Raw genomic sequence first — 26,394 nt, 5'->3', positions numbered from 1 at the left:
TCAGTAGAATGGTCAGTTCTGATCGAGCAGATTCATGCGCTCAAGCTCAGGCGCGGCGGCGTAGAGCTCGGCTTTGCGCCCGCGCAAAAAGGCTTCGATATCGCTCAGGTAGGCCCGCGAATTGGGGTAGAGCTTGCGAATTTGCGCATAGGCCAGGCCCAGCGCCGGCAGGTAGGCACGCTCGGCGGGGCGCATACGCGCAGCGGCAAACCATTCCTGCGCAACCATATACCACATCCCGCGGTCGCGATAGCTCAGGCCGCGATTGTAGTGCTCGACGTGGTCGCCCCGCTCGACTGTTGGGTTCGAGCGCACCAGCGGCGGAAAGAAATCGCGGTAGCTCAGGATCGAAAGGATCAGGGGAAACAGCACCAGCAGCACGCCCAGTGCAATCGGCAATACCAGCGCGGTCGTCGAGAGCACGCCCGACCAGGGGCTGGCATTGCTGGCAGGCTGCAAAATCCCCGACAAGAGCGATACGCCGCGCAGGAGCAGGCCCACGCGCACCACAATCCCAATCAGGATCAGCGCGATGTTCAGGAAGTAGAACTCGCGCACGCGCGCCAGCAGGCCACGCGCCACGCCAAAGCACAGCAGGCCAAACAGGAACACAGCGGCCAGCACAATCGCCAGAAAACTGCTCGGCAGGGCCGTGCCGACCGGGGCCTGGCGTTGCAGGAACAGCAGCATGCCCAGCAGGGCAGCGCCGATCAGCATGCCCACCCCGCCAACCATCCAGATCACGCTCAGCACGGTTAGCGCCAGCGAGCGGCGCTCGGCACGCGGCGCGCGCTCCATCAGGCTGGCGTGGCATTGCGTGCAGCGCTGCTGCTTGATCGTTGTGGGCGCGCCGCAGTAGGGGCAGGGGTTTTCGGGCGGCGCAGCGATGATTGGGTCGGCGGTGCGCGCCGGTGCGGGCGCAGGTGCGGGTGGCGTTGCCAGCACGGGGGCGGCAACCGGCACCGGCGGGGCAGCCGCCACGGCCGGCGCAGGCGCAACCGCTTCCATCAGCATGGTTGGCGCGGCCGGTCGCGTGGGGCGCTCGGGCATGGGTTTGGGCGCAACCGGGCCATGCGCCGGGCTCAGCGGATCGAACACTGCGTCTTCGCGCAGCCGCGTGGTGGGCTGGCGCTCGGCGGGGCGGGCGGGCGGCGCAGTGACATGCCGGGGATTCAGCGGGTCGAACACCGCGCCTTCGCGCAGCCGTGATATCGGCGGGCTTGGTGCGGGCTTTGGGGCTGGCGCACTGTCAGCGAAAGGCATGGCGCGCTGATCAACCTGCACCTGCTCCATGCTTACGGTTGTCGTCGTCATGGGGTTGGCGGCGCTTGGCGCAGGCACGGCGGGCGCTTCACCAACGGCGCGCTCCAGCAGCACCGGGCCAAAGCGCTGGTCGGCCCAGGCCAGGCCCTTTTTCGCTGCGGCGTTGTTCGGGTCGCGCTCCAGCACGGCATGGAGGCTGGCGCGCACCTCCGCCGCTTCGTCGCTCACGCCAGCGAGCCACAGCAGCGCCTGTTCGTTCTGCGCATCGTCGTCGAGCACGCGCCGCAGGAGGGTGCGCGCCTCGGCGCGACGGCCCGCCCGCGCGGCGGCGATTCCCTGCTTCAGCAAGGTGGCTACGGCCGGGTCCATACTACCTCACCTTCGATCATGGTAAGCTCGGCGTTCACGGCGTGGAGGTCGGCGGGCGCGATCTTGAATGGGTCGGCCGAAAGCACCGCCAGGTCGGCCAGCATGCCCGGCACAAGCGTGCCCTGCTCGTGGGCCGCGCCCGCCGCCAGCGCCGGCCCGACGGTGAAGCCGCGCAGGGCGTCGGTCAGGCTGATCCGCTGCTCGGGATACCAGCCTTCGGGCGGGGTGCCGTCGGCGCGCTGGCGCGTCACAGCGGCATGGATGCTCAGCCAGGGGTTGAGCGGCTCAACCGGCGCATCCGAACCGAAGGCCAGCGTTGCGCCAGCCTCCTGCAAAGCGCGCCAGGCATAGGCGGTCGCGCAGCGCTCGCCCCACAGGCGGTCGGCCGTGTCCATGTCGGCAGTGGCGTGAATGGGCTGCATCGAGGCGATCACGCCCAGCTGCGCGAAACGAGCAATGTCTTTTGGATGCACGATTTGCGCGTGCTCGATGCGGTTTGGCAGTGCCGGGGCAGGCCCACCGGCCATCTGCGCCAGCTCGATCGCGTCCAGCACGCGGCGGTTCGCGGCGTCGCCAATCGCGTGGATGGTGACGGCGATGCCGCCCGCCAGCGCGCGCGCCACGGCGTCGTTCAATTCTTCGGTGGAAAGTGTGGCGGTGCCAAAGTGGCGGCGGCCTTCGTAGTGCACCAGCATCTCGGCGGTTTCCGAGCCGAGCGAGCCGTCGGCAAACATTTTCACGCCGCCCAGCCGCAGCCAGCGGTCGCCCAGGCCGCTGCGCAGCCCCATATGGAGCGCTTCGTCCAGCGTATCGAGGCCAAGGTGCACGAGGCAGCGCAGCCGCAGCTCGCCAGCCGCACGCAGCGACTGCATGTCGCGCAGCACCTGCGCGCCATCGCCAGCCGTGAGCCCGGGCGGAATGTGCACGCCAGCCATGCCATAGGAATGCGCTTCGACCATTGCGGCGCGCAGGGCGTGCAAACGATCTTCGGGGCTTGGCGCGGGGATGTGGGCGCGCACCAGGTCGATCGCGTTTTCGAGCAGGATGCCGGTGGCGCGCTTTTTCTCGCGCTGAATTGCGCCGCCCGGCGGGTCGGGCGTGGTGTCGTCGATGCCAGCCAGCTCCAGTGCGCGGCTGTTCGCCCAGGCCGAGTGCCCGTCTTTGCGAATGAGCAGCGCGGGCCGGCCCGGCGTGCGCGCATCCAGATCGGTCTGGCGCGGCCAGCCGCCCCACGCGCTGTGATCCCAGCCGCCGCCCAGCAGCCAGGCCTCGGCGGGCAGGGCATCGGCGGCGGCGGCGACGCGACTCAGCGCCGCGTCGTAGTCGGTCACGCCTTCCAGCCGCAGCTCGCGGCGGCCGAGCGCATAGCCAACAAAGTGCACATGCGCGTCGGTGAGCGCGGGCACCACGGCGCGGCCCTGAAGGTTCACAAGCTCGGCGCGGCCACCAAAGGCTGCCTGCACCTTGCCCTCGCTCCCCGCCACAATCACGCGCCCATCGCGGATGCCAAGCGCCTGCACGCGCGGCATCGCCGGGTCGAGCGTGTAGATCGTGCCGTTGTAGAGGATGCTTGCTGGCATAGCTGGTTCCTGTTGCTGCGTGCCTGCATGGTACGGATGCGTGGCGATTCTGTCAAAAAATGGTTTGTGTGCGCGAATGATCAGGCCACAGAGCGCACCGAGAGCACGGAGTTTTGATCATTCTATTCAGCGATCGTCGTGCCCGTATGGCTCATCTGTTTTGCATGTGCATATAGCAGGCTGTGAAGGCACAATACCTTGCCTTTCCTTTACCTTCGTGCCTTCCTGTCTTCGTGGCAAAAAGTACGGCATTGTTTGGCCAAGCTAGCGGATTTGCAAGCAACCTATGCAGATTCAGCGAAGCTTCTTTCGCATCAGTATGTGGTCTGAGGCAGTCGTAAATCCAAAATCGTAAATCCAAAATGGCTAGCGCCGCAGATGCACGGTGATTTTCGACTCAAGCGGCAGTCCTTCGGGCGTAATAATGCGCAGGCGCAGCATATAATCGCCCGGCGCGAGGCCGCCGGTAGGCCACACGCCCAGAATGCCATCGACCACGCCAAACAAGCCCTCGCCCAGCGGCTGCCAGCGGTCGGGCGCGTTCGCCGCCGCCCAATCCAGCGTGTAGCCGCCGCGCGCGGTGCCGCGCACCAGCACCTGAGTATCGGTGATGGTAGCGCCGTCGGAAGGCATTGTTATCTGCGCCAGCGTGGCGTTGGGCTTGTTCTCGGGCGGCGCGCAGTATTTCGTTGGCGCTTGCGGCAGGCCAGTGCTGGCCGCCCACTCCTGAAACTCGGCCGGGTAAACCGGGAAGCGCTGCTCGCGCACCTCCGAAGGCGGGCTGAATGGCGCGGCCAGACAGTTGCCGTCGCCCGCGACCTTCACCGTCTTGAAAAACACATCGCTGGTTTTTGGCTCGGTGCCGGCCACAAAGCGCTCTTCGATGCCGTTCGGGCAGGCGTCGCCGGCCAGCGCGCCCGTGATCGGGCAGATTGCGGCGGTGGAAATGCCGCTTGGTGGTGGGAAAGACAGAATCGGCCGGCCAGCGTGGTAGTCGTCCATCAGGTCGCGCCAGATCGTGCCAGCGCCATTCACGCCGGCAACCTCTTCCATGGGCGCGCCATCGCTGTTGCCCACCCACACGCCAATCGTGACATCGCGCGTGTAGCCCATTGCCCACGAATCGCGCCAGTCGTTGCTGGTGCCGGTTTTCACAGCGGCGGGCCGGCCGTCGGGCAATTCCATCACACTGCCGGGGCCGAACATATACTCGCGCGCCACATTGTCGCTCAGGATGTCGGTCAGCAGGTAGGAAATCTGCTCGCCGTGCTCGCCAAGCGACTGGCGGCCGGGCGCTTCGCTGATGTTTTCCAGCACCTCGCCGCGTGAGTTTGTGACCTTCAGAATCGGCGTGGGGTCGCGGCGGAAGCCGGCATTGCGCAGCGTGTTGTAGACATTCGTCAGGTCGAGCAGGCGCACTTCGCCCGCGCCCAGCACCAGCGCCGGGCCATACGCAGCCGTGTCGTTCAGCGTGGTGATGCCCATGGCGTGCGCCTGCTCGACAAACGCCTCGACGCCAACAAACTCAATGGCGCGCACTGCCGGGATGTTGAGCGAATTGGCCAGCGCCATACGCAGGCGCTGCGGGCCGTGCCAGGCGTCGTCGTAGTTGTGCGGGGCGTAGGTGGTGCCGTCGGCCAGCCTGAACTCGGTAGGCGTGTCCCACAGCACGGTTGCGGGCGTCCAGCCCTTGCGCATCGCAGCGGCATAAACAATTGGCTTGAGCGCCGATCCCGGCTGGCGCGGCGCCAGCGCAACATTCACCTCGCCGTCGATCGATTTGTCGTTGTAATCGGCGCTGCCAACCATGGCCAGCACCTGCCCTTCGGGCGAAAGCATCACCACCGAGGCGTTGCTGGCATTGCGCGCCCGCAGCTCGGCCACACGCGCCCGCACGATGCGTTCGGCCTCGGCCTGCCAGTGCAGGTCGATTGAGGTGATCACGCGCAAGCCGCCACGGTACAGCACATCCGGGCCATAGCGCTGTTCGAGTAGTTGGCGCACATAGAAGACGAAGTGCGGCGCAACCACGCTCGACTGCTGCGGCACGAAATTCAGCGGCGCGCTATAGGCTGCGCGTGCCTCGGCAGCCGTCAGGTAGCCAAATTTCACCATCAGGCCCAACGTGATTTTCTGCCGCTCTTTCGCGCCTTCAAGGTTGGTCAGTGGGTTGAGCACCGTGGGCGATTGCGGCAGGCCGGCGATCAGCGTCGACTCGGCCAGATTCAGCTCCCAGACGTGCTTGCCAAAAAAGGTTTGCGCCGCCGCCTCGACGCCATAGGCCTGCGCGCCGTAGTAGACCTCGTTCAGGTACAAGCCCAGAATCTGGTCCTTGCTGTATTTCTGCGAAACTTTGAAGGCCAGAATTGCCTCGCGCAGTTTGCGCTCGAACGACACCGCCGTGCGCTGGTCGGGCGGCAGCAGCACGTTGCGCACAAGCTGCTGCGTGATCGTCGACGCGCCGCTGACGACTTCCTGCGACTGGTAGTTTTGCAGCATGGCGCGCACAATGCCGCGCACATCCACGCCGGGGTTCTCGTAGAAGTTGGCGTCCTCAACCGCAATGGTTGCATCGCGCAGCGCCGTAGGCATGCGCTGAAGGTCGACCACGGTGCGCCGCCCGCTGTTCGGGTCGACCAGCTCAAACAGGAGCGTTTCGCCATCGCGCGCGTAGATCTGGGTGGTTTCTGCCGGGCGGTGGCTGCCAATGCCCGCTTCCAGCCCTTCCAGCTCGCGCCCATAATAGTAGTACAGGCACAGCCCAGCCAGCACCGCCAGCTCGATCGCCAGCAGCAGCAGCTTGGCAAAGGCCAGGAATAGCCGGCCGCCAAAGCCAAGCGCGCGCCAGACGGACGCGGGGCGGCGCGGGTATACACGATAGCGCGACGTTGGTGCCATGCGCGGCAGTATAGCACGGCTGCAAGTGGTGTGGTGCGTAGGCATTGGGTGAATCCATCGCCTGCTAGTGGCGATTCGGTCACGGCGGAAATCGGGAGATATGGCCGCGCAAGTATGTAGCGGCGCAAAGGGTGCACTCACAACCTACATATCATTGAACTTTGTAACTTATCGCCGTATACTAGAATTAACGCTTGCCTGCCATTATTGTCATTCTGTTACCCAACGGCGATACCACAGGAGGAGACGATGAACCGTGATGAACAGGAGGACACAACGGTCTACAAAGTTGTTGTGAATGCCGAGGAACAATACTCGATCTGGCCAGCCGAACGCGAAAACCCGCTTGGCTGGCGCGACGTCGGCAAAACCGGCAGCAAAGCCGAATGCCTGGCGTATATTCAGGAAGTGTGGACAGATATGCGCCCGCTGAGCCTGCGGAAGAAGATGGAAGAAGGGCACGGCGGTTAGGCGGCCAGCATCGACGAACATATATGCATCGCTCTTGTGCAGCGCAAGGTCTGGCAAGCGTTATACAGCAATATTCCCCAGAAACAGAAACCGAGAACCACAGCAGGCGCGCTGCTTAGGGGTTCTCGGTTTCTGTTTCTGAGTTTGCGAGTTGGCAGGTTGCGAGTTGGCAGGTTTGCGAGTTGGCAGGTTGCAGGTTGCAGGTTGCAAGGTATGGAATGATTGGCCCGATCCCAAAACTCCAGACCCTCATGCGGTTCGTTGGTCTGGGCGTATGCGATACGCCCTTCGTTGGTCTGGGCGTATGCGATACGCCCTTCGTTGGTCTGGGCGTATGCGATACGCCCTTCGTTGGTCTGGGCGTATTGCTATACGCCCTTTGTCGCTTGCCGCCTTACCCCGGAGCCACCCCATTCCCATGCGACGGGGCCAGCGCTGGCCGGCCCGCGCCCACCAGCCACTCGGCGGTATGGCGGTCGGTGATCAGCACATTGATCCAGCGCCCGGCCAGCGCCCCGCGAATCGCGTCGCGCTTGCGCTGGCCGCCCGCAATCCCCACCGCACGCGCGGCCTTGCGAAACAGCTCGGGCGGAATGCCGATCACGCGATCATTCAGCGGGGTTGGCACGGGCGCGCCCTGCGCGTCGAAAAAGCGCAGGCAGATATCGCCCACCGCGCCGCGCGCTCGCAGCAGATCCAACTCATTTCCGCTGAAAATATTGCCGCTGCTCGCCAGCAGCTTGGATGGCTCGACCGTGCCGATGCCCACCAGGGCCAGCGTCACCTGCCCGAAGCGCTCGACGGTTGCGCGCACAAACGGGTCGTCGAGGTAGACGCGCGCCGTCTCGATTGAGCCGGCCACGCCGGGCGCGGGCAGGAAAAACGCCTCGCCGCGCGTCAGGTCGGCCAGGCGGCGCGTGAGGTGGGTGGCGTGCGCCTCGACCGAGGGGTTGCCCACGCCGCCGAGGATCTGCACCACCTGCGTGCTGCTGCTGCGCGGCAGCGGGTGCATCGCATCCACCATCGCCAGCAGCGTCGAGCTCCACGACGAAAGCCCAATCACCTCGCCCTGCTTCACGGTTGTTTCCACATAGAAGGCCGTGGCCGCGCCCAGGTCGCGCATGATCTGCTCGTCGTCGTCGACCGTATCGACCACAATCGCTTCCTTCAAGCCATAGAACGCTTGCAGCGCTTCTTCCAGCTCGGTGTAGGCGCCATGCGGCACACTCACCGTGATGCGCACAATCCGCTCTTCCTCGGCGCGCTTCAGCAGGCGCGACACCGTCGCCTGCGAAAGATCGAGCTGCCGGGCAATATCGGCCTGGCGCGCGCCATGCTCGTGGTACAGGCGCGCCACCTTGGCAATCAGTCGAAGTTCGTCGATACGCGCCAAACCGCAACCTCCCGTTGCATTGTTCACAGATGTGTGGGGCATAGTATGCGGCATCCTGCGCACATCCGCAACTTTTTCGCGCACGCGCCGCAAAAGTAAATCCCTCTTGACATTCAACCGCTTGACCTGTATAATCGGGTCATTTAGAATATTATGCCATAATTGAATAATTATTCAGAACTACCAGTAGAAGAGAATTGAAGCGTTCTGCACCAGCAGCGATGTGCAGACTGCTTTGCCCAGGCATACGGAGAGGAAACGCAAGATGACAAGCACCGTCGAACAATGGGATATCTTCGAGCTGGAGCTGCACGGCAGCGCCGAGGGCAATCCATTCCTCGATGTCGAGCTGAGCGCGCAGTTCACGCACAAGCACCGCACGGTCGAGGTCGACGGCTTTTACGACGGCGATGGCGTATATCGCGTGCGCTTCATGCCCGACACACAGGGAAGCTGGCAGTACCGCACGCGCAGCAACCGCGACGAGCTGAGCGGCACCGAAGGCGCGTTCACCTGCGTTGCGCCGGGGGCGGGCAACCACGGCCCGGTGCGCGTCGCCAACACCTTCCACTTCGCCTACGCCGATGGCACGCCCTACAAGCAGATCGGCACGACCTGCTACGTCTGGACGCACCAGGGCGACGAGCTGGAAGAGCAGACGCTGGCAACGCTGGCGAACGCGCCGTTCAACAAAATGCGCATGTGCGTGTTCCCCAAGCACTACGCCTTCAACGAGAACGAGCCCGAGCGCTACCCGTTTCCGCTCCGATCGCGCGGATCGAGCGCGTGGACTGGCAGCTACAAGGTTGACGTGCAAGAGGGATGGAAGTTCGATTTCGAGCACTTCGAGCCGGATTTCTTCCGCCACTTCGAGCAGCGCGTGGCGCAACTGCGCGACCTGGGCATCGAGGCCGACATCATTTTGCTGCACCCCTACGACCGTTGGGGCTTCGCGACCATGGACGCCGCGACCGACGACCGCTACCTGCGCTACGTGGTGGCGCGGCTGGCCGCCTACCGCAACGTCTGGTGGTCGATGGCGAACGAGTTCGACTTCATGGACAGCAAAAGCATGGCCGATTGGGACCGCTTTTTCCGCGTCGTGCAGGAAAGCGATCCGTATGGCCACCTGCGCTCAATCCACAACGGCCGCGTCATGTACGACCACGCCCAGCCCTGGGTAACGCACCAGAGCATCCAGCGGCGCGACCTCGACCAGACGCGCGTATGGCGCGAGCAGTTCCGCAAGCCGGTGGTGGTGGACGAGTGCTGCTACGAAGGCAATATCTGGCAGGGCTGGGGCAACATCACCGCGCAGGAAATGGTACACCGCTTCTGGCTCGGCACTGTGTACGGCGGCTATGTCGGCCACGGCGAAACCTACGAGCACCCGGACGACATTCTGTGGTGGGCCAAGGGCGGGGAGTTGCACGGCGAAAGCGCGCCACGCCTGGCGTTCCTGCGCACCTTGCTGGAAGACGGGCCGGCCGCCGGCCTCGACCCAATCGACGGCGTGCTGCGCATGTTCCCCTGCGCCGGCCAGCCGCACGACTACTACCTGACCTACTTTGGCGTGCATCAGCCCGCGCGTATGACTCTGGCGCTGCCCGAAGGCGAAGAGTATCGCGCGACCGTGGTCGATACCTGGGCGATGACGAGCACGCCGCTCGACGGCGCGGTGGCGAATGGCACGATCGTGGCGCTGCCAGCAAAGCCCTTCCAGGCGCTGCTCCTGCAACGAGCGGTTTGATGCCAAGAGCCGCCAATAACCACGAAGACACGAAGGTTTTAGCATATTTTCTTGGTGCCCTGGTGTCGTGGTGGTTATCCAAAACGGCGTTTGCTCGACGAATGACTAATTGATTAAGGCGACAAGTCTCTATTTCTGCGATGAATAAGTTGCAGCGCAGGCTGCCGCATGCGGTTTGCAAGCGGCACGAGCGAGGAAAACGATGATCGACCGCAAACAGATCGAGCGGCTGCGGGCGCTGGCGACGGCGGTGCGGCGGCGCGACATTCAAACCATCTACAACGCAAAACTCGGCCATGTGGGCGGCGAAATGTCGGCCACCGATATTCTGGTGACGCTCTACTTCAGTGTGCTGAATATCGACCCGCGCGAGCCGAACAAGCCCGACCGCGACCGCTTTATTCTCAGCAAAGGTCATTCAGCTGTGGCGCTCTACACCACGCTTGCGCACGCCGGTTTTTTCCCGATTGATGAGCTGGCGACCTTTGCGCAGCCGCTTTCGCGCCTGAACGGCCACCCGAACCGCACCAAAGTGCCCGGCGTGGAAACCAACACCGGCCCGCTCGGTCATGGCCTGCCGGTGGCGGTGGGCTGCGCGCTCGGCGCAAAAATGGATGGCGCGGCCTGGCGCACCTTTGTGCTCACCGGCGACGGCGAGCTGCAAGAAGGCAGCAACTGGGAAGCCGCGCTGTCTGCCGCGCACTACAAGCTCGACAACCTGACCGTGATTGTGGACCGCAACGGCTTGCAGCAGGGCGACTTCACCGAGCGCACCATGCACCTCGACCCGCTACCCGACAAATGGGCTGCATTTGGCTTTGCCGTGCGCGAGGTCAATGGCCACGATTACGGCGCGCTGCTGGACGTGTTCGAGGAACTGCCCTTCCAGTGGGGCAAGCCGAACTGCATCATCGCGCACACGCACAAGGGCCAGGGCGTTTCGTTCATGCGCGACCGGCCGGCCTGGCACCACCGCGTTCCCACCGCCGAAGAATATGCCCGCGCCCTGCAAGAACTCGACGAGGGAGGAGACGGCTATGAGCCAGCGCTATGACTGCCGCGACGCCTTCGCCGCCGCAATTGAAGATGTTGCCGTTCAGGACCAGCGCATCTGCGCGGTGGTGAACGACTCGGTCGGCTCCAGCAAGATCGGCGGCTTCGGCAAGCGCTTCCCCGACCGGCTGATCAACGTCGGCATTGCCGAGCAGACCATGGTTGGGCTGGCGGCGGGGCTGGCGAACAGCGGCAAGATCCCGTTTGTCTGTGCGGCGTCGTGCTTCCTGACTGGGCGCGCGCTGGAGCAGATCAAGGCCGACGTGGCCTATTCTGACACGAACGTCAAGCTGGTGGGCATGAGCCCGGGCATGGCCTATGGCGAGCTTGGCCCGACGCACCACTCGATCGAAGACATGGCCTGGCTGCGCGCCATCGCCAACATGACTGTGGTCGTCACCGCTGACCCGCTCGAAACCGAGCAGGCCACGCGTGTGGCGGCGGCGACCGTCGGCCCGCTGTTTCTGCGCGTGAGCCGCATGGCCGTGCCGATGGTGCACGACAGCAGCTACCAGTTCACGATTGGCAAGGCCGCGCGCCTGCGCGAAGGCAGCGATGTCACGCTGATCGCCAATGGTGTGATGGTAACGCGTGCGCTGGAGGCGGCTGATCTGCTGGCCGCCGCAGGCGTGCAGGCCCGCGTGCTGAATATGTCCACCGTGCGCCCGCTCGACCGCGATGCAGTGCTGGCGGCCGCCGCCGAAACCGGGCATATCGTCACTGCCGAGGAGCATAGCGTGTATGGTGGGCTGGGCAGCGCCGTGGCTGAGGTGGTGGTGCAAAGCCATCCTGTGCCAATGCGCATCCTGGGCGTGCCGGGCGTGTTTGCGCCCACCGGCTCGGCCGAATGGCTGCTCGATCATTTCGGCCTGAGCGCGGCGGGCATTCGCGATGCTGCGCTGGAGCTCGTGGGTGAGAAGAGTGTGCGGGGGTAGGGTCGTCATCCACAGATGACACAGATGACGCAGATTATGTTTCACTTTAGAACCTTATCTGTGTAATCTGCGTCATCTGTGGATTATGTAAGCTGCGGAACACATACAAGAGGCATTCAATGGCGAAGCAGAACGAGCTGATCCTGGCGATCGACCAGGGCACGACCAACACCAAGGTGCTGCTGGTCGATGCGGGTGGCGCGATTGTGACGCAGGCATCGCGCCCGCTGGCCCAGCGCTACCCCGAGCCGGCCTGGGTCGAACAGGACGCTGGCGAAATCTGGCAAAGCGTGCGCGCAGCGATTGATGAGTGCCTGGCTGGCGCGAACCTCGACGCGCTGGCGGCAATCGCCATCACCAACCAGCGCGAGTCGGTCACGCTGTGGGATCGCGCCAGCAGCCAGCCGCTCGGCCCGGTGGTCGTGTGGCAGTGCCGGCGCAGCGCCGACTTCTGTGCCGAGTTGCGCGCTCGTGGCCTGAGCGACATGCTGGCCGAGCGCACCGGCCTTGCGATCGACCCGCTGTTTTCCGGCAGCAAAATGCGCTGGCTGCTCGAACATACACCCGACGGCCATGGGCGCGCCAGCCGCGGCGAGCTGTGCCTGGGCACAATGGATAGCTGGGTGCTGTGGAACCTGACCGGCGGTGCAACCCACGCCTGCGACCTGACCAACGCCTCGCGCACGCAGCTGCTGAACATTCACACCGCCCGCTGGGACGGCGAGCTGCTCGACCTGTTTGGTGTGCCACGCGCGGGCCTGCCCGCGCTGCTGCCTTCGCGCGCGGATTTCGGACGCAGCGTGGCGCTCGGGCGGCTACCGGCTGGCCTGCCCATCCTGAGCATGATTGGCGACTCGCACGCCGCGCTGTTTGGGCAGGCCGGCTTCGCGCCCGGCACGATCAAAGCCACCTACGGCACTGGCTCCTCGCTGATGACGCCCACGCCCGCGCCTGTGCTTTCGCGGCACGGCCTTTCCACCACAATCGCCTGGGCGCTCGGCCCCGATCAGATCACCTATGCGCTGGAAGGCAACATTGCCGTATCGGGCGCGGCGGTGCAGTGGCTGGGCGAATTTCTGGGCTTGGCGCAGCCCGCCGCGCAAGTGGCAGAACTGGCCGCCAGCGTGCCCGATGCCGGCGACATCTACCTCGTGCCGGCGTTCGTCGGCCTGGGCGCGCCGCACTGGAACGACGCCGCGCGCGGGCTGATTGCCGGGCTGACGCGCGGCTCGACGGTTGCACAGCTTGCGCGCGCCACGCTCGACGCAATTGCCTACCAGGTGCGCGACGTGTTTGACGTGATGCAGGCCGAGGCCGGCGCGCCGCTCACACAATTGCTGGCCGACGGCGGGGCCACGCGCAACGACCAGCTCATGCAGTTTCAGGCCGACGTGATCGGCTGCCCGGTGCTGCGCAGCGTTTCGGCCGAAGCCTCGCCGCTGGGCGCGGCCTACCTGGCCGGGCTCGAAGCCGGCATCTGGCCCTCGCTCGACGCGATTGCCGCGCTGCCACGCCCGCGCGATTCCTTCCCGCCGCACATGCCCGACGCCGAGCGCGCCCGCCGCTATGCAGGCTGGCAGGCCGCCGTGGCGCGCGCTACGCTTGGCACCGCCACAGGAGCATTCGCTTAACCCTGGGAAAACGTACACACCAAGAGAAGCCATTCGCACAGACGCGACGAAAGAGAGGCAACCATGGCCCATGCTACTTTGGGCGTAATCCTCGGCAACCGCGATTTCTTCCCCGACCGGCTGATCAGCGAGGCGCGCACCGACCTGATGGCGCTGTTTGAGAAGCTCGACATCCAACCCGTCATTCTCGACGAAACCGACACCAAGCTCGGCTCGGTCGAAACCTACGCGCACGCCCGCCGCTGCGCCGAGCTGTTTAGCGCCAACCGCGCCAATATCGACGGCGTGCTGGTGTGCCTGCCCAACTTTGGCGACGAAAAGGGCGTGGCCGACACATTGCGCCTGGCCGCGCTCGACGTGCCAGTGCTGGTGCAAGCCTACCCCGACGACCTGGGCCGCCTGAGCGTCGAGCGCCGCCGCGACGCCTTCTGCGGCAAAATCTCGGTGTGCAACAACCTGCGCCAGTATGGCATCCCCTACACGCTCACCGAAGAACACACTGTGCACCCCAGCTCGCCCAGCTTCCAGACCGACCTGCTGCGCTTTGCGGCCGGTGCCAAGGTGCGGCGCGGCCTGCGCAACGTGCGCCTGGGCGCGGTGGGCGCGCGGCCCGGCAACTTCAACACCGTGCGCTTCAGCGAGAAGCTGCTTGAGCAATCGGGCATCACCGTCGTCACGGTCGATTTCTCCGAGGTGCTGGGCGACGCCAACCGCCTGCCCGACAACCACGCCCGCGTCAAGGCCAAGCTCGACGAAATTCGCGCCTATGCAGCCTCGGGCAGCGTGCCGGCGCGCTCGCTCACGCTGATGGCCAAGCTCGGCATCGCGCTGGGCGATTGGATGGCAGCCAACGAAATTCAGGCAACCGCAATACAATGCTGGTCGTCGCTCCAGCTCAACTACGGCGTCAACGCCTGCACGATCATGAGCATGATGAGCGAAAAGCTCATGCCCAGCGCCTGCGAAGTCGACATTGTTGGCGTGCTGGCAATGTACGCGCTCCAGCTCGCCTCGGGCACGCCCAGCGCACTGGTCGACTGGAACAACAACTACGCGGGCGACCCCGACAAGTGCGTGTTTTTCCACTGCGGCAACTGGGCCAAGAGCTTCCTGCCCGACATCGAGATCTCGGTCGCGCCGATCCTGGGCAGCACGCTCGGCGTCGAAAACACCTATGGCGCGCTGGCCGGCCGCACACCCGCTGGCCCAATGAGCTTTGCGCGCATCTCCACCGACGACCGCGAAGGCCGGATCAAGGCCTATGTTGGCGAAGGCCACTTCACCAACGACCCGCTGCAGACCTTTGGCAACCGCGCGGTGGTGCAGGTTGGCGGCCTGCCCAAGCTGATGCAGTATATCTGCAAAAACGGCTTCGAGCACCACGTCGCCATGTCGGGCTCGCACGTCGCGGCGGTGCTGAAAGAAAGCTTCGAAACCTACTTTGGCTGGGAAACCTACTATCATCAGGGTTAAGCCACCCGCCAAACACACAAACCCCGCAGCGATGAACGTCGCTGCGGGGTTTGTGTGCCTGCGGCCAATGCCTCAATACTTGCGGTTCGGCAGCTCGCTAACCGCGACCTCCTGGCGATACACGCTTTCCTTGGATTTCACCCACTTCTCCACTGGCTCGCCATTCGCAATTTTCAGCGCCGTTTCGAAGAACTGCGGGCCAAGCAGCGGGTTGCATTCCACCGTCACATTCAGCTTGCCAGCGATCATCGCCTCGAACGCGCCGCGCACCGCATCGACCGAGACGATCTTGATATCCACGCCCGGCTTCATGCCCGCTTCTTCAATCGCCTGAATCGCACCCAGCGCCATGTCGTCGTTATGCGCGTACAGGGCGTTGATCTCCTTGCCATAGGTCTTCAGAAACGTTCGCATGACGTCCTTGCCCTTGGCGCGTGTGAAGTCGCCCGTTTCCGAAGCCAGCACCTTCATGCCCGGCGTGGCGGTCAGGCAGTCGTGGAAGCCGGCCTTGCGGTCGATCGCTGGCGCGGAGCCAACCGTGCCTTCCAGCTCGACAATATTGCCCTTGCCGCCAAGCAACTGGCCCATTTCCTGGCAGGCTTTTTCGCCTTCCAGCCTGAAATCCGAGCCAATAAACGCGGTGAACATGTCGTTGGCAACTTTGGCGTGGCGATCAACCAGAATGAGCGGGATACCCGCGTCTTTTGCTTCCTTGAATATCTCGTCCCAGCCCGTTTCGACAACCGGCGAGATACCGATCACATCGACCTTCTGCGCAATAAACGAGCGAATCGCCTTGATCTGGTTTTCCTGCTTCTGCTGCGCATCGTAAAACTTCAGCTGCGCGCCAAGCTGGAGCGCGGTTTCCTGAATCGACTGCGTGTTGGCCGTGCGCCACTCGCTTTCGGCACCGATTTGCGCATAGCCAATCACCAGATCCTTATAGGTCTTCCCCGCCTTGTTGGTGGCCGCTGCCGGTGCGCTGGCCTCGGGCGCTGCCCCGCAGCCCGCCAGCGCGATCAGCCACAGGCCGATCAGCAGATGTGCAAACAGTCGATTCTTCCTCATTGTTCTTTCCTTTGCAACGAAGCTGGTTAAATTGAAGAACGTGCGCATTCTTGGCACAGCCAAGCCCGATCGGGGATCGACGCGGGCGCAGCGCGGCGCGTGAGTATTCTGCCTTTCGGCGGGTGTGTTTAGGCCATTTCCTGGCGGTAAATCCGCCGCAGCAAGGCGTTCACGCCATCCTGCAGCGTGCTGCGCGTGGTAATCGCGCCGAGGTCAATGCCGAGGCCCACGACCGCCTGCGCAACCTCGGGCCGAATGCCGACAAGCATCACTTCGCAGCCCAGAATACGCGCGGCCTGCACAACCTGCAGCAGGCCTGCCGCCACCTGGGTATCGACAATTGGAACGCCGGTGATGTCAAGAATAAGGTAGCGCGCGGCAGATTTTTCGATGGCGTGGAGCGCACGCGACTGCACTTGCACGATCCGCGTGCTGTCGAGCGCGCCAACCAGTGGCATCACCAGCGTTTGCGTGTTCAGCGGCAGGATCGGCACGCTCATTTCCGAAATCACGGCGCGCTGCTGCTCGATTGTGGCAAGCTGCTCGGCAATTTCACAGCGAGCCGCCTCTGCTGCGGCGCGCGCCGCCGAGGCGCTGGCGTATTGCGCCTCCAGGTCGTTTGTGTTGTATTGAATAATCTGCGCCATGCGGTCGAAGCTTTGTGCCAGCGCGCCCAGTTCGTCCTGGCGAGCCAGGCCAACGCGCGCGCTCAGATCGCCGGATGAAAGGCGGGTTGCCGCACGCTGAAGCACTTTAATTGGGCGGGTGAGCCAGGCCGGGAAAAGAAGCGACCACGCAACCGAGGCAATAAACACCAGCGCCGCCGCCACCACAATCTCCCACGTCGTGTTCCCAGCAACGATATCGGCATTCTGTGATGACGCCTGAGCCGACTCGGCTTTGCTTTTTGCGACTGCAACCGCCTGCTGAGTTATCGCCTGAATATTATCCTGATATGGTTCGAAGCTATCGAGGGCATCCTGCGGCGTTTTGATTTCGCCAACATTGATAGCAATCTCGACGCGGCCAAAATCCTTGATATAGACGCCCCACGAATCGCGCCACATCTGCGCCTGCTGGCGGTCGGCATCGGTGGTGGCTGCGGCTTCAAAATCTTTAATCGCCCGCCGCAGATCCAGGCTCACTTCATGCCAGTGCTGCAGCGGCTGATCCTGAGCGTCGAGGTTCCCGGCGTTGAGAAAAAAATCTTTCTCGTAGCCGCGGCACAACAGCGCCTGAATCACCACGTTGCTGGCAAGCTGGCTGAGCTGGTTGTCGTTCGAAGCCTGCCGCGCCGATGCCCGCAAGCTAGCAACACCCCAAATGGCCAGGCCGGCAATAATCGCAACAAGCAGGCTCAGCACGCCCAGGGCCAGCACAAGGCGCAGTTGAAAGGTCAGGCGCGATGGGTTGCCGCTTGCCATGGTCATTGGGTGCTCCTGGGCAAAATGTGTTGGCGCGCTTTCGTGGCAAAGCGCGCGAGTGTGACGTTCGGAGTGAAGACGGGCATCAACATGGTTGCACCGACGACGCTTTAGGGTTGTGTCGCTCACCACGAATAATACGATAGTTCTTTTTTTCAGAAAAAAACACTATTGTACCGAAATCGTTCTATTCGTGTACAAGCTGGTGTGGCGGGGCAATTGAGCGATTTGGAACGTATAGTGCGACACCTTGTAGCAAATTGGCATTTGCGGCGCGGCCAATTGACAAGCTGCGCACAAGCACGTATCGTGCAGCACATCCGCCGCGCCCTGCTGGAGCTGACCTTATGCGCACCCTGATCCGCCTGAAAAATCAGCAGCGCCGCCGCCTGCCCGACCAATTCCGCGATGAAGAGCTGCGCTACCCCGAGGAGCTAGTTGCAACATTCGTGCGCCAGTACACGCGCCCCGGCGACACGGTGCTCGACCCGTTCGCGGGTTATGGCACTACGCTCGTCGCCTGCGAGGCAATGGATCGCGCTGGCTACGGCGTCGAGGCCGACGCGCGGCGCGTGGCCTATGCGCGCACCTTGCTGGCGCACCCGCAGCGGCTGCGCCACGGCGACGCCCGGCATCTGGCGGGCTACGGCCTGCCGCCGGTTGATTTCTGCATGACTTCGCCGCCGTTTATGGCGCACGATGAAATGGAAAACGTGCTTACCGGCGAGCAGCGCGCCGACGCCTATGCGGCTTATCTGGCAACGCTCACGCAGATCTATGCGGGCATTGCGCCGCTGCTGCGGCCGGGGGCGCGTGCTGTGCTCGAGGTTGCGAACCTGAAGGGGCCGGGCGGCACGACCATGCTGGCCTGGGATGCCGCCCGCGCAGTTGGGGAAGTGCTTGCCTTTGAAGGGGAAGTTGTGGTGAGCTGGGATCATTACGCCTATGGCTACGATCACAGCTACTGCCTGGTGTTCCGCGCGCCGGGGTAAGGTGAAGCCTTATTTCCGCAGCAAGCCAAGCACTTCGGCGAGGCCAATGCCCGCGCCAAGCACCATGAGCGTGCCCGAAACGAGCGCGGCGGCCATGTTGCGAAAGTAGATTGGCGAAACCGGCACCGCGCCAAGCATGCGCAGCCGCAATACCCCCATTGCCAGCAGCGCCAGCCCGCCTACCAGCGTTGAAACGCCAAGCATGATTAGGAAAGGTGCCTGGCGCCGCGCAACCCGCCCACGCAGCTGTGCCTGCGCAGGTTCGGCAATTGGCACTGGGTTGGGGGCAATTGGCGGGCTGACTATGGGCGGCGGGGCATACACCACAATGTTTGAAGCCGCCACCGGCTCAGCTTGTTCCACAACAAACTCAAGTGTGCTGGCGGGCGGCCACATTCCGGCGGGCAAGGCCTCGCCGGGTACCGTTGGGCCCTCGTGCTCCGCAACGGTGGTGAAGGAGGAAGGGGTCGATGTTGTCAAGAATGCCTCCGAATAGATTGTTCGAAGCACACTGTAGCACGCCTTCTGCACCCGCGAAATAGGAATCAAGGGATATTCGCGGCTGGTACTTTTTACGGAGCTATGATGCGGGCTGCTCCGCCAAAGGGCTGATTTCGTGGCGCGGGCGTAACCCTGCCCAGCGCCGGGGCGTCGTATGTGCCAGAAGCAAAAAGGCAAGCCAGGAGCACGCAATGACAAGCCCGCAACTTTCACACGCCGAGCAGAGCGCCGACATGCGTGGCCGCTGGCAGGCGCGCGCCAACCGCCGCATTGAGTATAACCCTGGCCCGCTGGGCGGCCACGCTGCTGTGGTGCGCCGCAACGAGTTCGTGACGGCAGCCTATGCCGAGATGTACCTGCGCAACCCCGCGATCTACAAGTGGGCCGGCATGGCCGCGCTCACCTCGGCGGCGGTGGGGCGCGGGATGTATATGACCCACTACCTGCATCAGTCGCGCCTTTCCACCGCAATCAACCTGTTTGGGCGCGAGGTGGCAGCAATTGCGGGCACGCTGGGCGTGGGTAACCTGGCCGTCTTCCACGATATTTACTGGCAGCACATGGCCTACGAGAGCGGCGGCCTGCCGGAAATTCGCCGGGCTTTCCGCGCCGGGCAGGTGCCGCGCGCCGTCTACCACGCCTGGCGCCAGATCGACGATGGCCGCCGCACGGGCACGCCCGCGCTGGTGTGGGCGGGCAATCGCGGCCTGCTGCACTACGAGCAGCGCACGATTTTGCAGCCAGCGGTATATGATGGGAACGAGCGCTTGTGGCGGCGCATGTCGGGCTGGGTGCTGTCGCCCATTCCCGGCCACCTCGAAACGATCGACGACTTCGAGCCGGGCGCGAATATGGCGGTTTTCGAGCAGCGCTGGCGCTGGATCGAAACCAGCATGCTGCCGCGCTGGCAGGCGCTCGATGCCGCGCAGCCCGCGCGCGTGGCCGAGCAGCTGCAAGGCTGGCTGATCGGCGGGCCGCCTTTCCCGCTGCCGATGCGCCTGAAGCGCCGCGCGCTCGGCTGGAAGATCGCGCTGGCGTGAGCGGGTTTTCAGGTTGCAAGTTGGCGGGTTTGCAGGTTGCAGGTTTGCAGGTTGAAGGTTGCAGGTTGCGAATCGTAAATTGTCAATCTCTGCGCCCGTTGCGTCTTTGCGGTAGTTTCCCATCGTCATTCGTCCATCGTCAGTTATTGCAGAAAGAAGCACGCCATGCCAACGTTTGAGCAGCAGATCGATATTCGCGCCGACGCCCTGGCGCTGTTCCGCCTGACGCAGGACTACGACCACCGGCTCGATTGGGACCCGTTTTTGAAAGAAGCGCGGCTGGTGGGCGGCGCGACGACGGCGGGGCTGGGCGCGCGCGCCTGGTGCGTGGCACGCAACGGCCTGGGCATGGAAACCGAGTATGTGTCGTTTCGGCCGCCGCGCGTGGTGGCAGTGAAAATGACTCGCGGCCCGGCGATTATTTCGGCATTTGCCGGCTCGTGGCGCTTTCAGGAACAGGGCAATGGCATCACGCGCGTGATTTTTCGCTACCATATTGCGGCAAACCCACGCTGGCTCGGCTTCGCGTTCGATCCGATTCTCAAGCGCGTGTTCGGCCACGACGTGATGCAGCGCCTCGTCGCGCTGAAGCGCACGGTCGAAACAACCGACCTGCTGGAGCGCCTGGCATTCGCGGCGGTATAGAAACGCCATATCAGCACACGAGGAACACACGATGCGACGCATGCCAAACTCAGCACTCTTCTGTCTGTTCATAGCCGGCATCGCGCTGCTTGGCGCAATCTGGGCCGGCGTAGCGCCCGCGCCTAAGCCAAGCTGGGCTTCCAACCCAAACGCCGGGCGCGAGCTGCGCATGATTTTCTGCGCCACGCCGCTGCTGCTGTTCGCGCTGGCAAATCTCGTCGCTGCGGCGCGCATCCTGATGCGCAGGGCGCGCTAACGGGCAGCTAGGCAGCGGCGCGCTCGGCATTGCAGGTGGCAATGACATCGCGCACAAAGGCGCGTGTTTCCAGTGCGCGTGTGAGCCGCGAGCGGTAGGGCGCGGGCGACTCACCCTGGCGCACGCTCAGGGCGTAGCGGATCAGGCCGTGCCAGCGCGCCGGCAGATGCTCCAGTGCGTAGCGGCCCGCGCCCGCTTTGGACGTTATGTCGCGTTCGCGGAAGGTGTAGAACAGCCGCAGCACGCCCAGCACGGTCCACTCCACCCCGGCGTCGGTCATGAGCCAGGCCAGCGCGCGCGGGTTGGCTGTGTAGGCCGCCCAGTAGCTGTTCAGGTTTTCGTACATGCCTGCTAATAGCTCATCCCAGCCGATGGTATAGCTATATTCGGCCACTGGCGGCCCCCACACCACCACGCCACGTTCGCGCAGCACCCACCAGTTCACCAGGCTAATGTCGCGGTAGCCACTCGGCTGGAACACGCCTTCGACCACATGCGGCAGCGGCGGCAGCGCGTCGCGCAAGCGCCCCATGTCCTCAGCAGTGAAGTAATTCCCTTCCATAAACGGGCGCGGAAAGCGGCCCAGCAGCGCCGTGTGTACACGTTCCAGCGCGGCAATGTCGTCGGGTGTGCAGCGGCGGCTGGTGACGGCCACAAAATCGATGTCGCTGAGCTGCGGGCTAAAGGCGTCGAGCGCCAGCGAGCCGTACAGGTATAAGCCCGTCACCAGACCGGGTGCGCCAACCCCAAGCAAATCGCGATAGGCGCGCAGGACGGCTTGCGCCTCGGCAGGAAGAGCAATGCTCATCGTTTCTCCTTTTTGTCTGCGGTGCCGCCAGTATAGCCCGCCCCGCGCGCCAAACTGATGAAGCGGCACTGACGTGTTGCTGAGGCGCGGTTGTGGGCGCCCGGCCGGGATGCTATAATGCCGCCGCGCCAACGCAGCATGCTGGCGCGCAACAGGAAGTGCTATGGAACCGCAAACCTCCCCCGCCGCGCCCCCGTTTGAAATTGGCGTGTACTCGTTTGTTGAGCAGACTGCCGCGCCAGCCGAGCGCATGCGCCAGCTGCTCGAAACCATCGAGCTGGCCGATCAGGTTGGGCTGGATGTCTTTGGCATTGGCGAACATCACCGCCCCGAATATGCCGCTTCGTCGCCCGCAACCATTCTGGCGGCGGCGGCTGCCCGCACCAAACGCATTCGCCTGACCAGCGCCGTGACGGTGCTGAGCTCGGATGACCCGGTGCGTGTGTTTCAGGAATTCGCCACCGTCGATTTAATCTCGAACGGGCGCGCCGAAATCATGGCCGGGCGCGGCTCGTTTATCGAGTCGTTTCCGCTGTTCGGCTATAACCTGAAGGACTACGACGCGCTGTTCAGCGAAAAGCTCGACCTGCTGCTGAAAATCCGCGACGCCGAGCGCATCACCTGGGCCGGGCAGCACCGCGCGCCGCTGCACGGGCAGGGCATCTACCCGCGCCCGGTGCAGGAGCAACTGCCGGTGTGGATCGCCGTGGGCGGTACGCCCGAGTCGGTGGTGCGGGCGGCTACGCTGGGCCTGCCAATGGCGCTGGCGATCATTGGCGGGATGCCCGAGCGCTTTGTGCCACTGACCGACCTGTACCGTGGGTCGGCTGCGCGCGCTGGCCACACAACACCGCTGCCGCTCAGCATCAACTCGCACGGCTTTATTGCTGATGACGCGAAACAGGCCGCCGAGCTTTACTATCCATCCTACGCCGCCGCAATGAACAAAATTGGCCGCGAGCGCGGCTGGCCGCCGGTGAGCCGCCCGCAGTTCGACGCGGCGCGCACGCTGCGCGGCTCGGATTTTGTGGGCGGGCCGGATGAGATCGTCGAGAAAATCCTGTTCCAGCACGAGCTATTCGGCCACCAGCGGCTGCTGCTTCAGCTTGGGCTGGGCGGCATCGAGCATAGCGCAATGCTGCGGGCGATCGAGCTGCTTGGCACGCGCATCGCGCCAGTGGCCCGCGCCGAAATTGCGCGCCGCGCAGGCAGCGCTTAAGCTGTGCGCGTGCTTGTCACTGGCGGGACTGGCTTTCTGGGGCGGCACATCGCGCGCGCGCTGCTGGCGAATGGCGACACGCCGACGCTGCTTGGACGCGATTTCCGCGAAGTGCAGCCGCTGCTCCGTGCCGGCGCGCAGGCGCTCACGCTCGACATGCGCGATGCCAGCGCCCTCGCCGATGCGTGCGCCAATGCCGAGGCGGTGTGCCATGCTGGCGCGCTTTCGGCGGCGTGGGGTAGCTGGGCCGCGTTCTACGCGGCGAATGTGCGCGCCACCGCCGCCGTGGTGGCGGGCTGCCAGCGCAGCGGCGCGCGGCTGGTCTATATCTCGTCGCCCAGCGTGATCTTCACCGGGCGCGACCACTGCGACCTGACGGAAGATGCGCCCTACCCGCGCCACTTCGCCTCGCGCTACTCGCGCTCAAAAAAGCTCGGCGAAGATCTAGTGAATGGCGCGCGGGGCTTGCAGGCCGTTATTCTGCGCCCCAAAGCGATCTTTGGGCCGGGCGACCGCGCACTGCTGCCGCGCATTGTGCAGGCTGCGCGGGCGGGCCGTCTGCGCCAGATCGGCGATGGGCAGAATCTGGTCGACCTGACCTATGTGGAAAATGTGGCCGACGCAGCCTTGCTGGCGCTGCGCAGCCCGGCCGCGACTGGCGGAACCTACACGATCACGAATGGCGAGCACATCCGGCTGTGGGATCTGATTCGCTCGGTGCTGCGCCGCCTGGGCATCCCGGCAGATCTGCAAGCCGTGCCGCTCCCTGCCGCGCTGGCCGCCGCCACGCTGATGGAAGTGAGCGGTCACATTCGCGGCCGCGAGCCGATGCTGACGCGCTATTCCACCGCAATTCTTGGCCGCACGCAAACCTACGACATCAGCCGGGCGCGGCGCGACCTGGGCTACCACCCACGCATCTCTGTCGCCGAAGGCGTCGAGCGCACGCTGCGCAAGTTTTGAGTGCTGAGTTTACAGTATGCAGTGAGCAGGTGGCAGTATGCAGTAAGCAGGTGGCAGTCGAAAATCGGTCGTCGTTCAACAACCTGCAAACTGCAAGCGCATGATGGTTTCGGGTCTGGGGTTTTGGGATTGGGCTTGCAAACCTGTAACCTGTGAACTTGCAACCTGCAACCTTTCGCGCCCTTTGCACTTTTTGCGGTTGATTCTTTCGGTCGCCGTTCGCGAATCTGCAACGTGCAAACTTGCAACCTTTCAACCTGTAAACCCAAACGCCTATGAACCCACCAACCCTGCGCTGCCATGTGCTCGACACTGGCTACTGCCTCGCCAGCGAATCGATGATAATCCAGGGCGGCCGGCGCGCAACCGTCGAGTGCCACGCGCTGGTGGCGCTGCTCCACCACCCCGAGCGCGGCTGGCTCCTGTGGGATGCTGGCTACGCGCCGCATATGCTTGCGGAAACCGAGCGCCTGCCGTTCCGATTGTACCGCCGCATGACACCGCTGCGCCTGCGGCCCGAGCTTGCGGCGGCGGCGCAGCTCCCGCGCTTCGGCCTTGCGCCCGCCGACATCGGCACGATTGTGGTGTCGCACTTTCATGCCGATCACGTCGCCGGGCTGCGCGATTTCCCGGCGGCGCGCTTTGTCGCCTCGCGCGCAGCCTACGACGATTTTGCAAGCCGGCGCGGTTTTTCCGCATTGCGGCGCGGCTATGTGCCCGCGCTTGTTCCCGCCGATTTCGCCGGGCGCGCGCAATTGCTCGGCCCGCCAGCCGGCCCGCCGCTGCCTGGCCTCGGCCCCACGCACGACCTGCTTGGCGACGGTTCGCTGCTGCTGGTGGCGCTGCCGGGCCATGCGCGCGGGCAACTTGGCATGCTGGCGAATACCGAGCGCGGGCGCGTGCTGTTCGCCGCCGACGGCGCGTGGATGCGCCGCGCCTACCGCGAGCTGCGCCCACCGCACCCAATGACCAGGCTGCTGGTGGATGATGTGGCGGCGGTGCGCGACACCCTTGCGGCGCTGCACGCCTTTGCGCTGGCCTGCCCCGACGTGCTGATTGTGCCGACACACTGCCCGGAAGCCTACGCCGAATTATGCGAACCATAGTCATCCTGGCGCTTGGCTCGCGCGGCGATGTGCAGCCCTTTGTGGCGCTGGGAACGGCGCTCCAGTCGCGTGGCTACGCGGTGCGCCTAGCCGCAGCCGCCGACTACCGGGCGCTGGCCGAAGATGCGGGCGTGCCGTTCGCGCCGGTTGGCGGCTTCATTCGCGAGCTGATGGATTTCGAGCTGGTGTACCAGGCGCTCGACGCCAGCAAACACGCGCTGCCGATCGGGTTTGCGCGCCGCTTTCTGGAGCATGTTGACCCGCTGGTGGGGCAGATTGTGGCCGACTGCTGGGCGGCGGCGCAGGGCTGCGACGCGCTGGTGGCCTCGTCGCTGGGCGGCTTGCCCGGCGCGGGCATTGCCGAGCGCCTGAGCGTGCCGCTCGTCCCGGCGCATATGCACCCGTTCAGCGCCACCCGCGCATGGCCGGATGTGTCGTTTCCTGTGCTGCCAGCGTGGCTGCCAATGCGCGGCAGGTACAACCGGCTGACACACGCGCTGTCGGCGCATGGCAGGTGGCAGCTGCTGCGCGGCGCGCTGAACCGCGCCCGCCGCAAGGTGTTGGGGCTGCCCGCGCTTGGCCCGCTGGCACAGGCCCGCCGCGTCGCCACCAGCGCGCCCGCGCTGACGCTGAATGCCTACAGCGTGCTGCTGGCCCCGCGCCCAGCCGATTGGGATGCGCGCCAGAAGGTAACCGGCTACTGGACGCAGCCCGCGCCAGCAGACTACGGGCCGCCACCCGCGCTGGCGGAATTTCTTGCCGCTGGCCCGCCGCCTGTCTATGTGGGCTTTGGCAGCCTGCTGCTCGGGCGCGACCCGGCGGGCGTGACGCGCACGCTGGTGCAGGCGCTTGGCGGGCGCCGGGCGGTGCTGTTTCGCGGCTGGGGCGATGTGGACGATTCGGTTTTGCCTGCGACTATTTTCGCCACCGACGCGGTGCCACATGCCTGGCTGTTCCCGCGTGTCGCCGCTGTGGTGACGCACGGTGGGGCCGGGACAGTTGCCACGGCGCTGCGTGCGGGCGTGCCGCCGGTGGTCGTGCCATTCTTTGGCGATCAGCGCTTTTGGGGCGCGCAGGTGCAGCGCCTGGGCATTGGGCCGCCACCGATTCCGCGCGCCGCGCTCACGGCCCCCGCGCTGGCACAGGCAATCGAGCACGCGCTGAGCGACGCGCCAATGCGCGAGCGGGCGGCTGCGTTGGGCGCGCAGCTTCGTGCAGAGGAAGGCGCGGCGGTTGCGGCCGAGCTGATTGCGCAGCTTGTTTGAACCTGAAGCGTAACCACACAATAAGGACGACAGACACGTTCACCACAGAGACACAGAGGCGCGGAGGTTTGCAGGTTGCAGGTTTGCAGGTTGCAGGTTTGAAGGTTGCACGTTTGCACGTTGCAGGGGCATAATCCCAAAACCCCAGACCCGAACCCTCGTGCGGTTGCAGGTTACAGGGTGCTGACCGAACGCCGACTGCTGACTGCATACTGCCGACCGCTCACTGCCCGGTTCTGTTGTTCTTGGCTCTTTCACGCGCGCTGTAGCAGCTTCATCTATCTCGAAAGG

The 26,394-nt window shown here is 64.6% G+C and carries 22 protein-coding genes; 14 read left to right on the top strand and 8 right to left on the bottom strand.

Translation table 11 applies throughout. The features are described from left to right. Positions 1–12 precede the first annotated feature (12 nt). The 3 genes from M1P90_RS07490 to M1P90_RS07480 all read right to left on the bottom strand — a co-directional run bounded on the left by M1P90_RS07490 (position 13) and on the right by M1P90_RS07480 (position 6,110). Positions 13–1,632: a hypothetical protein gene (locus M1P90_RS07490; RefSeq protein ID WP_483701986.1), complete on the bottom strand. Its 1,620-nt coding sequence runs from the start codon at positions 1,630–1,632 to the stop codon at positions 13–15. Further along, positions 1,617–3,212 (bottom strand): amidohydrolase, encoded by a 1,596-nt coding sequence (locus tag M1P90_RS07485; protein ID WP_483701985.1) that lies wholly within the window; start codon positions 3,210–3,212, stop codon positions 1,617–1,619. The genes M1P90_RS07490 and M1P90_RS07485 overlap by 16 nt, the downstream gene beginning before the upstream one ends. Positions 3,213–3,578: 366 nt before the next feature. Then, on the bottom strand, positions 3,579–6,110 hold the full coding sequence (locus M1P90_RS07480) for a transglycosylase domain-containing protein (RefSeq protein ID WP_483701984.1): 2,532 nt from the start codon (positions 6,108–6,110) through the stop codon (positions 3,579–3,581). Positions 6,111–6,359: 249 nt separating this feature from the next. Here M1P90_RS07480 and M1P90_RS07475 point away from each other — a divergent pair, with 249 nt between their 5' ends. Beyond that, on the top strand, positions 6,360–6,581 hold the full coding sequence (locus M1P90_RS07475) for an MbtH family protein (protein ID WP_483701983.1): 222 nt from the start codon (positions 6,360–6,362) through the stop codon (positions 6,579–6,581). Positions 6,582–6,975: 394 nt separating this feature from the next. Here M1P90_RS07475 and M1P90_RS07470 read toward each other — a convergent pair whose 3' ends face one another. Beyond that, on the bottom strand, positions 6,976–7,974 hold the full coding sequence (locus M1P90_RS07470; RefSeq protein WP_483701982.1) for a sugar-binding transcriptional regulator: 999 nt from the start codon (positions 7,972–7,974) through the stop codon (positions 6,976–6,978). A gap of 265 nt (positions 7,975–8,239) precedes the next feature. Between M1P90_RS07470 and M1P90_RS07465 the strand changes: the two genes are divergently transcribed. From M1P90_RS07465 to M1P90_RS07445, 5 genes are all read left to right on the top strand, one after another. Further along, complete coding sequence (locus M1P90_RS07465; protein WP_483701981.1) at positions 8,240–9,724, top strand: DUF5060 domain-containing protein; 1,485 nt, start codon at positions 8,240–8,242, stop codon at positions 9,722–9,724. Between the two features lie 202 nt (positions 9,725–9,926). Beyond that, entirely contained in the window at positions 9,927–10,778 is an 852-nt protein-coding gene (locus M1P90_RS07460; protein WP_483701980.1) for a transketolase, read from the top strand. Beyond that, a complete protein-coding gene (locus M1P90_RS07455; RefSeq protein ID WP_483701979.1) occupies positions 10,762–11,712 on the top strand; it encodes a transketolase family protein in 951 nt (316 codons plus the stop codon). Before M1P90_RS07460 ends, M1P90_RS07455 begins: the two co-directional genes overlap by 17 nt. Positions 11,713–11,831: 119 nt before the next feature. Then, the gene (locus tag M1P90_RS07450) at positions 11,832–13,343 is read left to right on the top strand and encodes an FGGY family carbohydrate kinase (RefSeq protein ID WP_483701978.1); all 1,512 of its coding nucleotides are present in this window, start codon (positions 11,832–11,834) and stop codon (positions 13,341–13,343) included. Positions 13,344–13,406: 63 nt separating this feature from the next. Further along, positions 13,407–14,816: an L-fucose/L-arabinose isomerase family protein gene (locus M1P90_RS07445; protein ID WP_483701977.1), complete on the top strand. Its 1,410-nt coding sequence runs from the start codon at positions 13,407–13,409 to the stop codon at positions 14,814–14,816. A 72-nt stretch (positions 14,817–14,888) separates the two neighbouring features. Here M1P90_RS07445 and M1P90_RS07440 read toward each other — a convergent pair whose 3' ends face one another. Together M1P90_RS07440 and M1P90_RS07435 are read right to left on the bottom strand one after the other, a co-directional pair. After that, positions 14,889–15,884 (bottom strand): ABC transporter substrate-binding protein, encoded by a 996-nt coding sequence (locus tag M1P90_RS07440; RefSeq protein ID WP_483701976.1) that lies wholly within the window; start codon positions 15,882–15,884, stop codon positions 14,889–14,891. A 128-nt stretch (positions 15,885–16,012) separates the two neighbouring features. Continuing rightward, entirely contained in the window at positions 16,013–17,314 is a 1,302-nt protein-coding gene (locus M1P90_RS07435) for an STAS domain-containing protein (RefSeq protein WP_483701975.1), read from the bottom strand. A gap of 341 nt (positions 17,315–17,655) precedes the next feature. Here M1P90_RS07435 and M1P90_RS07430 point away from each other — a divergent pair, with 341 nt between their 5' ends. After that, the gene (locus M1P90_RS07430; protein ID WP_483701974.1) at positions 17,656–18,300 is read left to right on the top strand and encodes a DNA methyltransferase; all 645 of its coding nucleotides are present in this window, start codon (positions 17,656–17,658) and stop codon (positions 18,298–18,300) included. A gap of 9 nt (positions 18,301–18,309) precedes the next feature. Here the strand turns inward: M1P90_RS07430 and M1P90_RS07425 are convergent, their stop codons facing one another. Continuing rightward, positions 18,310–18,780, bottom strand: coding sequence for a hypothetical protein (locus M1P90_RS07425; protein ID WP_483701973.1), 471 nt, complete (start codon positions 18,778–18,780; stop codon positions 18,310–18,312). 212 nt (positions 18,781–18,992) lie between these two features. Between M1P90_RS07425 and M1P90_RS07420 the strand changes: the two genes are divergently transcribed. The 3 genes from M1P90_RS07420 to M1P90_RS07410 all read left to right on the top strand — a co-directional run bounded on the left by M1P90_RS07420 (position 18,993) and on the right by M1P90_RS07410 (position 20,742). Continuing rightward, entirely contained in the window at positions 18,993–19,841 is an 849-nt protein-coding gene (locus M1P90_RS07420) for a DUF2515 family protein (RefSeq protein WP_483701972.1), read from the top strand. A 165-nt stretch (positions 19,842–20,006) separates the two neighbouring features. Beyond that, on the top strand, positions 20,007–20,486 hold the full coding sequence (locus tag M1P90_RS07415) for a type II toxin-antitoxin system RatA family toxin (protein WP_483701970.1): 480 nt from the start codon (positions 20,007–20,009) through the stop codon (positions 20,484–20,486). Between the two features lie 31 nt (positions 20,487–20,517). After that, positions 20,518–20,742, top strand: a complete 225-nt coding sequence (locus tag M1P90_RS07410; RefSeq protein WP_483701969.1) for a hypothetical protein — start codon at positions 20,518–20,520, stop codon at positions 20,740–20,742. Positions 20,743–20,749: 7 nt separating this feature from the next. Here the strand turns inward: M1P90_RS07410 and M1P90_RS07405 are convergent, their stop codons facing one another. Next, the gene (locus tag M1P90_RS07405; RefSeq protein WP_483701968.1) at positions 20,750–21,550 is read right to left on the bottom strand and encodes an aminoglycoside adenylyltransferase domain-containing protein; all 801 of its coding nucleotides are present in this window, start codon (positions 21,548–21,550) and stop codon (positions 20,750–20,752) included. A gap of 163 nt (positions 21,551–21,713) precedes the next feature. Between M1P90_RS07405 and M1P90_RS07400 the strand changes: the two genes are divergently transcribed. From M1P90_RS07400 to M1P90_RS07385, 4 genes are all read left to right on the top strand, one after another. After that, positions 21,714–22,769, top strand: coding sequence for an LLM class flavin-dependent oxidoreductase (locus tag M1P90_RS07400; protein WP_483701967.1), 1,056 nt, complete (start codon positions 21,714–21,716; stop codon positions 22,767–22,769). Between the two features lie 3 nt (positions 22,770–22,772). Next, on the top strand, positions 22,773–23,732 hold the full coding sequence (locus M1P90_RS07395) for an NAD-dependent epimerase/dehydratase family protein (protein WP_483701966.1): 960 nt from the start codon (positions 22,773–22,775) through the stop codon (positions 23,730–23,732). 275 nt (positions 23,733–24,007) lie between these two features. Continuing rightward, positions 24,008–24,838 carry an MBL fold metallo-hydrolase gene (locus M1P90_RS07390; RefSeq protein ID WP_483701965.1) on the top strand — a complete coding sequence of 277 codons (831 nt, stop codon included), beginning with the start codon at positions 24,008–24,010 and terminating at the stop codon, positions 24,836–24,838. Further along, positions 24,826–26,103 carry a glycosyltransferase gene (locus tag M1P90_RS07385; RefSeq protein ID WP_483701964.1) on the top strand — a complete coding sequence of 426 codons (1,278 nt, stop codon included), beginning with the start codon at positions 24,826–24,828 and terminating at the stop codon, positions 26,101–26,103. The genes M1P90_RS07390 and M1P90_RS07385 overlap by 13 nt, the downstream gene beginning before the upstream one ends. Positions 26,104–26,394 lie beyond the last annotated feature (291 nt).

Source organism: Kouleothrix sp. 19917 (assembly GCF_057073505.1).
This window is presented reverse-complemented; position numbering and strand designations above follow the sequence as displayed.